The 12,417-nt window shown below is 37.1% G+C and carries 13 protein-coding genes; all 13 read left to right on the forward strand.

Annotation, left to right across the window (positions count from 1 at the left end; all coding sequences use genetic code 11):
- Nucleotides 1–39: 39 nt before the first annotated feature.
- The 13 genes from RGT18_RS06215 (at nucleotide 40) to pyrF (ending at nucleotide 12,416) form a co-directional block, all read left to right on the forward strand.
- Nucleotides 40–1,599, forward strand: a complete 1,560-nt coding sequence (locus RGT18_RS06215) for an ABC transporter ATP-binding protein (protein WP_028077580.1) — start codon at nucleotides 40–42, stop codon at nucleotides 1,597–1,599.
- Complete coding sequence (locus RGT18_RS06220; RefSeq protein WP_051240901.1) at nucleotides 1,596–2,684, forward strand: ABC transporter permease; 1,089 nt, start codon at nucleotides 1,596–1,598, stop codon at nucleotides 2,682–2,684. Before RGT18_RS06215 ends, RGT18_RS06220 begins: the two co-directional genes overlap by 4 nt.
- The gene (locus tag RGT18_RS06225; RefSeq protein ID WP_028077578.1) at nucleotides 2,677–3,597 is read left to right on the forward strand and encodes an ABC transporter permease; all 921 of its coding nucleotides are present in this window, start codon (nucleotides 2,677–2,679) and stop codon (nucleotides 3,595–3,597) included. Before RGT18_RS06220 ends, RGT18_RS06225 begins: the two co-directional genes overlap by 8 nt.
- 130 nt (nucleotides 3,598–3,727) lie before the next feature.
- Nucleotides 3,728–5,422, forward strand: a complete 1,695-nt coding sequence (locus RGT18_RS06230) for a phospho-sugar mutase (protein WP_028077577.1) — start codon at nucleotides 3,728–3,730, stop codon at nucleotides 5,420–5,422.
- Nucleotides 5,423–5,477: 55 nt separating this feature from the next.
- Complete coding sequence (locus RGT18_RS06235) at nucleotides 5,478–5,795, forward strand: DUF4298 domain-containing protein (RefSeq protein ID WP_037403478.1); 318 nt, start codon at nucleotides 5,478–5,480, stop codon at nucleotides 5,793–5,795.
- A gap of 24 nt (nucleotides 5,796–5,819) precedes the next feature.
- Nucleotides 5,820–6,365 (forward strand): hypothetical protein, encoded by a 546-nt coding sequence (locus tag RGT18_RS06240; RefSeq protein WP_028077575.1) that lies wholly within the window; start codon nucleotides 5,820–5,822, stop codon nucleotides 6,363–6,365.
- A gap of 7 nt (nucleotides 6,366–6,372) precedes the next feature.
- Nucleotides 6,373–6,840, forward strand: coding sequence for a signal peptidase II (gene lspA, locus RGT18_RS06245; RefSeq protein WP_028077574.1), 468 nt, complete (start codon nucleotides 6,373–6,375; stop codon nucleotides 6,838–6,840).
- Entirely contained in the window at nucleotides 6,812–7,726 is a 915-nt protein-coding gene (locus RGT18_RS06250) for an RluA family pseudouridine synthase (protein ID WP_028077573.1), read from the forward strand. The genes lspA and RGT18_RS06250 overlap by 29 nt, the downstream gene beginning before the upstream one ends.
- On the forward strand, nucleotides 7,726–8,526 hold the full coding sequence (locus RGT18_RS06255; protein WP_028077572.1) for a rhomboid family intramembrane serine protease: 801 nt from the start codon (nucleotides 7,726–7,728) through the stop codon (nucleotides 8,524–8,526). The genes RGT18_RS06250 and RGT18_RS06255 overlap by 1 nt, the downstream gene beginning before the upstream one ends.
- Nucleotides 8,527–8,529: 3 nt before the next feature.
- Nucleotides 8,530–9,024 carry a deoxycytidylate deaminase gene (locus tag RGT18_RS06260; protein WP_006526530.1) on the forward strand — a complete coding sequence of 165 codons (495 nt, stop codon included), beginning with the start codon at nucleotides 8,530–8,532 and terminating at the stop codon, nucleotides 9,022–9,024.
- A gap of 42 nt (nucleotides 9,025–9,066) precedes the next feature.
- Nucleotides 9,067–10,149, forward strand: a complete 1,083-nt coding sequence (locus RGT18_RS06265; RefSeq protein WP_051240899.1) for an alpha/beta hydrolase — start codon at nucleotides 9,067–9,069, stop codon at nucleotides 10,147–10,149.
- 186 nt (nucleotides 10,150–10,335) lie between these two features.
- Nucleotides 10,336–11,676, forward strand: coding sequence for a dicarboxylate/amino acid:cation symporter (locus RGT18_RS06270; protein WP_028077571.1), 1,341 nt, complete (start codon nucleotides 10,336–10,338; stop codon nucleotides 11,674–11,676).
- A 35-nt stretch (nucleotides 11,677–11,711) separates the two neighbouring features.
- The gene (gene pyrF, locus RGT18_RS06275; protein ID WP_028077570.1) at nucleotides 11,712–12,416 is read left to right on the forward strand and encodes an orotidine-5'-phosphate decarboxylase; all 705 of its coding nucleotides are present in this window, start codon (nucleotides 11,712–11,714) and stop codon (nucleotides 12,414–12,416) included.
- The last annotated feature ends 1 nt before the right edge of the window (nucleotide 12,417 follow it).

Consider the following 12,417-nt stretch of genomic DNA (forward strand, 5'->3'; position numbering starts at 1 on the left):
ATCGAAAGGTAGAGCATCTTCTTTAAAAGAGGTAACAATATGGACAATACAATTTTGAAGTTAGATGGAATCACAAAGATATTTCCAAACGGTACTGTAGCAAACCGTAATATCAGTATTTCCTTTAATAAAGGGGAAATTCACTCTATTTGCGGTGAGAATGGCGCTGGTAAATCAACTTTGATGAATATTATCTTTGCGATTGAGAAGCAGACAGAGGGTAAGATTTCTTATAAAGGAAAGGAGATTAATTATTCCTCTAGTTTAGATGCAATTGAAAATGGTATCGGTATGGTGCATCAGCACTTTATGTTGATTCCATCCTTTACTGTTGCACAGAATGTTGTGTTAGGTGCAGAACCTAAGAAGGCAAATGGCTTTATTGATATGGATAGAGCAAATCAAATTACCAATGAGTTAGCGAAAAAGTATAAGTTTGATGAAATTAGTGCTACTGATTTAGTAAGTGATTTGACTGTTAGTGCAAAGCAAAAAGTCGAAATTCTAAAAACACTATATCGTAATGCTGAAGTTATCATCTTAGATGAACCTACTGCAGTTTTAACACCACAAGAAACAGTTCAGTTGTTCGAACAATTAAAGGGATTTAAGGAACTTGGACATACAATTATTTTTATTTCTCATAAATTAAATGAAGTAAAAGAAATTTCTGATCGTATTACAGTTATTCGTTCTGGTGAAACCAAGGGCACCTATAATGCGAAAGATATTTCGATTGAAAAGCTAACAGAATTGATTATTGGTCATAGTCTTGAAAGTTCATTTGATTCTTTACGCAAGCAAGTTAAGAATAACGATAAGATTTTATCCGTTGAAAATCTATCGCTTGAAGTTGGTGGAGTAAAGAAAGTTGATGATGTTAATTTTGCGGTACATGCTGGTGAGATTTTAGGTATTGCAGGTGTACAGGGCAATGGACAAGAAGAACTGATTAAGGTAATTACTGGTATGGAAGCCTATCAGTCTGGAAAAGTAATTCTTGGAGGTGTGGATATTTCAAAAAATGATATCTTACATAAGCGTGAGGCTGGTCTTGCATACATTCCTGAAGACCGCATGCAAGATGGTATTGCGGCTACTGCAAGTATCCAAGATAATGCAATCTCGACATATTACCGTAAACCAGAATACTCTGGTAAAGTCTTCATGAAGGGTAAGAATATTCGTAAAATTGCACAAGAGTTAATTCATAAATTCCAAGTAAAAACAAACTCTGAAAAACAGCGTATTAATTCGCTTTCTGGTGGTAACATCCAGAAAGTGGTAGTTGCACGTGAATGGCAAACAAGTCCTAAGTGTATGATTGCTTCACAACCAACTCGTGGTATTGATATTGGTTCAGCAAACTATATCCATCACCAGTTAATTGATATGCGTAATAATGGTGCTGCAATTTTATTGATTAGTGCAGACCTCAATGAAGTAATGGCTGTCAGTGATTCACTGATTGTTATGTTTGAAGGAAAGATTGTTGCATACTTCAAGAACGCAAAAGATGTATCTGCAAACGAATTAGGTTTCTATATGCTAGGAACTAAGAAACAAAGTGAAGAAGAGATTAAGGAGGCGAGCAAATGAGTACGATGAAAAGAAAGTTTCGTGTTACTGATGATGGACCTTTTGAAGCATTGCGTATTCTAGCTTCCATTGGTATTGCGTTAATTGTAACGCTTGTTGTATTAGCGTTTGTATCAAAACAGCCACTCGCTGATTTTATACGCTTACTGACATATCCACTCAGTAAGCCAAGTTATTTTGGATATGTACTGGTAAAGGTTATTCCTTTAACTTTTGCAGGGCTTGCAACATTACTGTACTTTAGAACAAATTTATTTAATCTAGGTACAGAAGGTGTGTTCTATATCTCTGGTATTGTTGCGACAATATTCGCTATCAATCCAATATTTATGACAGGTAATAGTGTGATAGACTCTATGATTCCAATTGTGATGGCTACTTTATTTGGTGGTGTTATCTCACTTATTCCTGGTCTTATCAGTTTGCGTTATAAAGCCGATGAAATGGTTATTTCACTCATGATGAACAGTATTCTATTTGGTATTGGTTATTTTATCTTGAAGAATTTCTTGGCAGTTGGCGGTGTCAATGGTACAGCTTCTCCAAACTTTATTAAGACAGCTCGTTTACAAAACTTGATTCCAAAGACACAGGTACACACAGGTTTTATCATTATGATAATCGCTGTTATCTTAATCTATGTTCTTCTTTACAAGACAAAGCTTGGATATGCGATTCGCATGACGGGTATCAATGCTAATTTCGCAAAGTACTCTGGTATGGGTGCGTTCGGCATGTTTATGGCTGTACACTTCTTAGCAGGTGCACTTGGTGGTATGGGTTCTTCGGTTGAACTATTAGGCATGTATCAGGCATTTACTTGGACAGTACTACCAGGACTTGGATTTACCGGTGCTTTGATGGCAATGCTTGGTAAAAATGATCCAATTGGTGTATTGATTGCAGCGTTTGGTATTAGTTACTTGCGTGCTTCTGCACAATTATTGGCAAATGACTTACCATATATTGATATCAAGATGATCTCTATTGTAGAAGTAATTCTAACGTTGCTCATTTCCTCTCAGTTCTTCTTGAGAAAGTGGCGTTCAAGACAACTTCTAAAGGAGGAAAAGAAGAATGGCTAATCTATTTAAAGACTTATTGAATGCAAGTTTTATATTCATTGTCATTCGTGTTGCGGCACCACTTGTATACGCATCTCTTTCTTCCTATGTAGCATCTCTTGCTGGAATTCCTAATATTGCGATTGAAGGTGTTATGAACTTTGCGGCTTTATTTGGTGTTTATTTCAGTACGATTTCCGGTTCAGCATGGATTGGTTTATTAGGCGCGATTGCGGTAGGTATTGCCTGTGGTATAGTACTTTCATTCTTTACAATTAAGATGAAAGCAAGTCCTATCATGGTAGGTATTGCGCTAAACTTATTCTCGGCAGATTTTGCGATTTACTTATTGTTACTATGGACCGGTTCAAAGGGAACAACAGCAAGCCTTCCATCAAAAGTTCTTCCAACAATTGACATTCCGTTTATCAAGGATATTCCAGTTCTTGGCGATATTGTTAGTGGACATTATTTCTTAACATATATATGCTTACTATTAACAGTCCTATTATTTATTCTTGTCTATAAGACACCGTTTGGCTTACGCATGAAGGCTTGTGGTCTTGATGCGCATGCGGCTGAATCTGTAGGTATCAAGGTAAATCGTGTACGTACGATTGCGGCAGTGATATCATGTTTCTTAGCTGCTTTAGGTGGTGCATATCTTTCTATGGGATATATGTCATTCTATTCTAGCAACATGGTCGCATCTCGTGGATGGATTGGTATTGCGGCTGCAGCCGTAGGTGGAAATAACCTTGGTATTGTAGTATTTGTGACGATGATTTTCTCAGTTGCACAAGCGATTGTAAATGTGCTGTTGCTAGAAGGCTTACCATCGGAATTAGTAAATATTATTCCTTACGTATCCGTATTGGTAATCTTGATTATCATCGGTATTCGTACAAAGAAACAACTAAAAGCGAAAGCATAGTTTTTTGATTCATTCGCTATGAAGGCAGACTATAAAAGGTCTGTCTTTTAGTTGATTTCTATATTCCGTTGTTTCAACATTTCATGTTTTAGTTTAAAATGGAGATACATAATCGGAGGGTTAAAAAATAATGGATTATAAACAAAGATATGAAGAATGGGTTCAAATGCTACCTGAGGGTGACCCCCTGAAAGATGAATTGTTGGCTATCAAGGATGATGACAATGAAATCAAAGAACGTTTTTATCAAAATTTAGCATTTGGCACTGCTGGTTTACGTGGCATTGTTGGTGCTGGTACAAACCGCATGAACTTCTATACAGTTGGTAAAGCAAGCCAAGGTGTTGCAGAATACATCTGTGCACAAGGTCAAGAAGCGATGGATAAGGGTATTGTTATTGCGCATGACCCAAGACATTTTTCAAAGGAATTCTCACAATTATCTGCTGGCATTTTCGCAGCTAACGGAATTAAGACCTATGTATTTCCAGATTTACGTCCAACGCCTGAACTTGCGTTTATGATTCGTAAGTTAGGTACAACATCTGGTATTAACATTACTGCTTCTCATAATCCGAAGGAGTATAATGGCTATAAAGCTTATTGGAGTGATGGCTGTCAAGTAAGTAGTACTGTTGCGGATGGCATGGAAGAAAGAATCAACGCAGTTGATATCTGGAATGGTATTAAGAAGTCCGACTTCAATGAAGGCGTATCTTCTGGCAAGATTGTTGTATTATCAGAAGAATATGACCGTGCATATCTAGATCTTGTGGAAAGTCTAGCAATTCATAGTGGTGATGAAATTGACTTAGATATTCCACTTGTATATACACCGTTAAATGGTGCAGGCTCTATTCCATTTGCGACTATGATGAAGGATCGCGGATTTACCAACTGGCATATCGTACCAGAACAGAAGGATCCAGATCCAGACTTTACAACAGTAGGTTATCCTAACCCCGAAAGTCCTGCAGCCTTTAAGATGAGTGAAGAACTTGGTAAGAAGGTTGGTGCAGAACTATTGATGGCTACAGACCCAGATAGTGACCGTTTCGCAATTGAATTGCGTGATGATGATGGTAACTATATTCCATTAAATGGTAACCAGACAGGATACTTATTAGTAAACTACATTTTAGAAGGGCATAAGAGTGCTGGAACATTACCTGAAAAGGGTGTCATGATTAAGTCTATCGTTACTTCTACAATGAGTACTGTCATGGCAAATGCGTATGGCGTTGATATGTATGAAGCATTAACAGGTTTCAAGAACATCTGCGGACGTATTCCTGCACTACTTGAACAGGGCTACACATATCTATTTGGTTATGAAGAGTCTGTAGGCTATGCGGCAAGTGTAGATATCCGTGATAAGGATGGTATTTCTGCTGGTATGTTAGTAGCAGAAGCTGCTGCTTACTATCGCAAACAAGGTAAGACATTATGGAATGTATTACAGGAACTCTACGAGAAATATGGCTTCTATGCGGAAGATGAACCAAACCTTGTATTAGAAGGTATCGCTGGAGCAGAACGTATCAAGCGTATGATGGTTTCTATCAGAAACAATCTTCCAACAGAAGTTGCTGGCTACAAAGTAGAGAAGGTAATTGACTACTTGCATGGATATGAAGATATTCCAGCATCTAATGTATTACGTTTCTACTTAGATAACGATAGTTGGTTTGCGGTACGTCCATCAGGAACAGAGCCAAAGATCAAGTTCTACTTCTATACAAAGCAAGCTTCCCGAGAAGAAGCACTTACGGTAAATGCAAAGATCAAGGAAGCAGTATTAGATATTGTAAATGCAATTGAATAAAGATACCTTAGGGTATCTTTTTCTAACTTATGGTAAAATATTGTGGGTGATAACTATGAAAAAGAAAACAAAACAAGTACAACGTATTGAAACAATGGAAGCGAATATGAACGAAGTGACTGCCGTTCTAGAAGAAACAATCAAGGCAACCAAGAAATTAAAATGTGTTATGAAAAAATATGATGCTGTTAGTAAGTATTACAGCAGCCAAGATTGGTTTGATGATGCACAAGCACACAGCGCAGGAAAACTTCCTGAAGATTTAGTTTGTGGTGTTCTATCAGAAGATCTTGCGTACAATATGTTTGGTGATATGTATCAGTATGCATTATCACAGCTTGAGTTTGTAACAAACTTCTTAAAGAAACACTAAAGTATTTTATAGGAGGATGTTAAAATGAGTAACATGAATAAAAATACTACACATATAATTTTTCAAGTTGGTCAAAAATATCCTTCTTGTGAAAATGGAATTTGGGTTGATTTTAAAGAAGATACATTCTTATTTGTAGTAAAGGATGATGTTTGGACATCAGAGGAACTAGGTAGATTAAAGACATCGGATGTGACAGTATCCTTTATCCAAAAGGGTATTATCGATGCATTCATATTAGAGATATTTGATTGCTTGGAGGCTAGTGATTTACCATTCTACGCTAAGGATGGAGATATAGAATTTATTGAAGCAATCAAATCAAAGCATCTTTTCGGATTTGAGATAGTCTTTGTGAACGTAAATGATGAAGTTGTAGCAGTACGACATGAAGCATTCACCAAAGAAGAATCAACGCTATTACACGAGAAGCTGCAAAAGAGATTGGTGGAAGAAACGGACGGATTAATGTTTGAAGTAGCATATGAAAAGTTAATTTCTCGCTTTGAACCATTTGAACTAATAGAGTTTGCATTATTTACAAAGAAGTGTAGTTTACGAAAGAATTGAGGTCGTTATGGTTTATATCGGTATTATTATTGTTACAGTATTTATTGATTTATATTCAAAGATGTGGGCAGCTAGTTTAGGCTTGTTCCATGATATCCCTGTAATTGAAGGTTTCTTTCATATTACATACGTACAAAACACCGGTATGGCATGGTCATTGCTATCTGGACAACAGGGCGTACTTGCACTCGTTGCGGCAGTGGCGATTGGTCTTATGAGTTGGTATCTATTTGTAAAGAAACCAGATATTTTAACAGGAGTATCTCTTGCACTGATGATAGGTGGTGCGGCAGGGAATTTGATGGATCGTCTATTCTTAAATTATGTAAGAGACTTCTTAAATTTCTATATTTTTGGCTATGATTTCCCAGTGTTTAATGTTGCGGACATGGCTTTATGTATTGGTGTATTTTTATTGCTAATCGCAACATGGAAGGAAGAGAAAAATGGCAAAACAAACGTGGATCGTAAGTGAAGATACAAAAGAAAGATTGGATAAATATCTCAGTTCCAATACGGAATTATCTAGAACACGTGTTCAACAGCTCGCAGATGACGGCATGATTTTTGTTAACGGAAAAGTCGCAAAGAGTTCATCGAAGGTTGTAACTGGAGATGAAATCAGTTGTGATATACCGGAAGATCGTCCAGTTGATATTCTACCGGAAAATATTCCATTAGATATTTTGTATGAAGATCATGACATTATCGTTATCAATAAGCCAAAGGGCATGGTTGTTCATCCAGCACCTGGTAATTATTCTAATACGATGGTGAACGCATTGCTTTATCATTGTAAAGATTTATCTGGTATCAACGGTGTGATCCGTCCAGGCATCGTTCATCGTATCGATAAAGATACGACAGGCTGTATTGTGGCATGTAAGAATGATAAAGCACACGAAGCGATTGCCAAGCAGTTAGAGAATAAGACTTGTCATCGTGTCTATAAGACAATCGTCGTTGGAAATATCACACATGATGATGGTTTGATTGATGCGCCGATTGGACGTGATCCGCGTGACCGTCAGCGTATGAAGGTTACTGAAGAAAATAGTCGTGACGCAAGGACACATTTTCATGTATTAGAGCGGTTCAATGTGGCAACTTACCTAGAATGTCGTTTAGAAACAGGAAGAACACATCAAATCAGAGCACATATGAAATATATCAATCATCCTGTTATGGGTGATGATAAATATGGAAAACCTTGTCCATACATGGATACACAAGGACAAGTACTACACGCTAGTGAGTTAACGCTGGTTCATCCAACAACAGGAGAAACAATGACATTCCATGCACCACTACCATCATACTTTGAAAAATTACTTGAGATTTTACGTAAGAGGGTAGCCTAATGAAACAAAGAAAGACAATTGCGACAAATATCATTATCGCAATATGTTTTGGGGTATGGGTGTTTATTCAACTGTTTCCAAGTGATAGTACGATTACAAACGCAATATTAATTGGTGCTTTCTATAAACCCTTTGTTTTAGCTGGAGAATATTGGCGTCTATTGACAGCAGGTTTTGTCCATGTTCATCTATGGCATTTAGCTATGAACATGATGGCATTATTATCGCTTGGCAAAATCTTTGAACCGTTACTAGGAATTAAAAGATACCTGATGATACTAATACCTTCGATTGTTGTAGGATCCTTATTTGTGCTAACTTCGCCAGAAAATAGTTTTGTGGTAGGACTTTCTGGTGGGATCTATGGATTACTCGCGGCTTATGTGACATTGATTTTACGTACAGGTGGTTGGAAAATGCCTCCAGTACGAGCAGCACTAATAAATATGTTGTTTATCAATCTTTTATTGAATTTCTTACCGAATATTTCTGTGCATGCTCATTTGGGTGGCTTTGTGACAGGACTTATGATGTATGGCATTATCACAACAGATAAAGCAGAGATTCATAAATGCGTAAATTATGGTGTTGCACTTGTTGGACTTATTGGAGTGCTATGTTTTATCTCTTGGCAAAATCGTACTATCCCAACACGTTCTCGTTATCTAGGTACAGATTTAAATGTATTACAAATTTTAAATGATGGTCCATTGCATAAGTATTCTTATTTCTTAGCCGAAAGATTGGATGTGGTATATGGATTAGATGATGGATTCGTACGGGTACTAGGAAAGGAATAAGCTATGACAAAAAAAGAAAACATCTTAAGTTGGGACGAATACTTTATGGGCCTTGCCCATTTATCAGCCTTACGTTCAAAAGATCCTAATACGAAGGTGGGAGCTGCTATCGTGGATGACAATCATCGTGTTGTGTCTGTTGGCTACAATGGGTTTCCGAAAGGATGTTCAGATGAAGTTTTCCCTTGGGGACGTGATGGTGATACTTTAGATTCCAAGTATGCCTTTGTCGTGCATGCGGAGCTGAATGCAATCTTAAACTCTAAGTGGCCAGTTGTAGGATGTACCATTTATGTATCGTTATTCCCATGTAATGAATGTGCGAAAGCAATTATTCAATCGGGTATTCATCGTATTGTCTATGAATCAGATAAGTATAATGGTGTAGATACCAATATTGCTAGCAAGCGTATGTTAAAAGCTGCTGGTGTAGAGTTAGTACAGCTCAAAGATACAATTCATTTAAGTGTTGAAAAGATTCCAAATCCAGAATTATAGAAGATTTGGAATCTTCTCTCTTTCTAATGAAAGAAGGTAAAGATGAAGAAATTAATAATCGTAATCCTACTATTGACTTCAATACTAGTAGGATGTACGACAAGAGAATTATCAAACGAAACGGATACAGAAGAGCTCGTGTTTCAACCATGCCAAGAAATACAGAAGGACTCATCTATCCCATTAGAAATACAAACTGTCCCTACAGATTATATGAAACCTGCAAGACAGCAGGGAAAAGTTGTACGTTTTGATTACATGACGAATACCTATGACTATCAAGGTAGAGTCATGAAGAAATATGCGTATGTATATATTCCGTATGGATATGAAACGAGTACAGAGCGATATGATGTTGTCTATATCATGCATGGTCATACTGGGGATGTGACATCCTTTCCTGGCGAATTAGATAATTTAGCAGATATTAAAAATGTAATTGATCATCTGACTGAAAATAAAGAGATGAAGCCGATGCTAATGGTATTTGCGTCTTATTATCACGATAATGTTGATATGGATACAGATGATTATGATGCAAGTCTTACGGAAGTTTTTGGTAAAGAGTTGCAGAATGATTTGATACCACAATTCGAAAATGCATATCGTACATATGCTAGCTCTACGACTGAAGAAGATTTAATAGCTTCTAGAGACCATCGTATCTTCTTGGGCTTTTCTATGGGTGCTGTCACAACATGGTATCGGATGATGGATAGCATGAGATACTTTAGATACTATGTGCCATTTAGCGGATCGTTATATTGGGGCAATCATACAACAGTAGATCAATATGAACGTGATAATCCAAGTTGGATTGCACAATTATTAGAAAATGCAATCACCGCACAAGGATATACAGCGGATGACTTTTATGTATTAGCTCTTACAGGCACAAAGGATTTTGCGTATCGAACGGTTAAGATGCAGATAGAAGATATGAAGCAACATCCAGATATGTTCCATTATGATAGTGATGCAGTAAAAGGAAATTTTACATTATTGCTAGCAGAGAATGAAGAACATGACTATCATGCGAAAAGATTGTATATCTTTAACGCTTTACCAATTCTTAGTCAGATGATAGCGAAGCGGGATATGTCAAGTTCTGCAATTCATTATTGACGAATAGGATTGGATATTGTATCCTAATTAACAGAAAAAAACAGGCTTTAATATAGTACGAGATACTATGAAGGCGATGATAGATTACACTCTAGTAGTTTTTTTAGAGGGACTTGTAATAGATTACTTACAACCTTTGTGTATTTTGTGCAAAGGTTGTTTTTTTATGAAAAAGGAGAAAGTAATATGAAGAAGAGCTCGAAAAAACTGACAGTGAAAATGATGGGTGCATTAGGGTGTGGTCTCATTGTTGGTTTATTAGTGATTTTTCTAAGAGAAACATTAATCAAGGGAAATCAAGCAGAATTGTGGAACACTATCAACAATCTGTTATTTGCGGATATTTCTGCAGAAGGCAACGAGAAAGCAATTGGAATCTTCTACATTGTTGGTCAGTTATTTATACGTGCATTACAAGTAGTTATTATCCCAATGGTATTTACAAGTATTGTACTGGCGATGATTCATATTTCAGATACAAAGAAGTTAGGTCGCATCTCTGGTAAGACAATTGGATACTTTATGTTAACAACGACATGTGCCATTGTGATTGCGGCACTGGTAGGAGTTGTGGCATATAATGCAGGAGCATTTACAAACAGTGCCGTAGACTTAACACAAGCTACAGGAACGGCTGCTAAAAATCCTCTTATGATTGTCGTCAATGCGATTCCAAATAATATCACTACTGCATTTGGTAATAACGGTGCAGTACTTGCGGTAGTAGTCAGTGCAGCGATGGTTGGTATTTGTATCAATCGCCTGCAGGATAAAGTTACGATACTTGTAAAACTTTGCGAAGAAATTAGCGTAATCATAACAGCATTCTTAGATATTGTAATCAATCACTTTGGGCCAATTGCAATCTTCTGCTTAATTGTTAGAACTTGTGCAAGTTATGGTGTAACACACTTACAACCTGCTATCGCTTATGTGCTCTTAACAGTATGTATCTTATTACTGGTACTTGTGATTGGATATGCGTTATTTATCAAATTATCAACTGGCTTAAGCCCAATCCCGTTTGTTAAGAAAATCTTTAAGGTAGCTTTATTTGGATTCTCAACATCTTCTAGTGCGGCAACTCTACCATTAAACATGAGAACAACAATTGAGGAACTTGGAGTACATGAAGAAATCGCATCCTTCGTACTACCACTTGGTATGACGGTCAATATGGATGGTACAGCTATAATGCAGGTTATCGCAACAATCTTTATTGCAGGATGTGCAGGATATCCAATGACTCTTACAAGTATCCTTACAATTGGCTTCCTAGCAATTGTAGCATCCGTAGGAACACCAGCAGCACCTGGTGCAGGAGCTGTCATCCTCTTTACAATTCTAAGTGGTGTAGGTTTCAATAATGAACTTGCATTAATGACATACACATTAATTCTCGCAATCAATCGTCCAATTGAGATGTTAGTAACATCCCTCAATGTAGTTGGTGATAGTGCTTGTGCAATCGCCGTCGCAAAGAGTGAAGGGGCATTAGACGTAGAAGCATACAAAAAATATAATTGATTTAACATATATAAAAAATCAGGAGGATAAATAAAATGAGTAAAGAAGTAATCATCGCATGTGACTTTAACAGCCAAGAAAAAACACTAGAATTTCTACAACAGTTCAAGGACGAAAAACCATACGTTAAAATAGGTATGGAAGTTTTCTATGGTAATGGTCCTGAAATCGTTAGACAAATCAAGCAGCAAGGACACCAAATCTTTCTTGATTTGAAATTACATGATATTCCAAATACGGTTTATCATGCGATGAGCATGCTTGCACAGTTGGATGTCGATATGGTCAATGTTCATGCGGCAGGAACAATTGAGATGATGAAGACTGCCCGCAAGGCATTAGATGATCATGGTAGTAAGGCAATTTTACTTGCAGTTACACAATTAACAAGTACAACTGAAGAAGCTATGCACGAAGAATTACTTATACCAAAGTCTATGCAGGAAACAGTTGCACAATACGCATTAAATGCGAAAATGGCAGGCTGTGATGGCGTTGTATGTTCTCCATTAGAAGTGGAAATCGTAAAGAAGGTATGTGGAAAAGACTTCCAAACAGTTACTCCAGGTATTCGCTTTGCGACAGATAGCAAGGGTGATCAAAAGCGTGTTACAACACCAGCAATCGCACATCAATTAGGTTCTGACTACATCGTTGTAGGAAGATCTATCACAAAAGCAGAAAACCCAGTAGAGGCGTATCGTTTAGCAACAAAACAATTTCAGACAGGAGAGGAATAAG

Origin of the sequence: Solobacterium moorei, from assembly GCF_036323475.1 — a bacterium.
GTDB lineage: Bacteria > Bacillota_I > Bacilli_A > Erysipelotrichales > Erysipelotrichaceae > Bulleidia > Bulleidia moorei.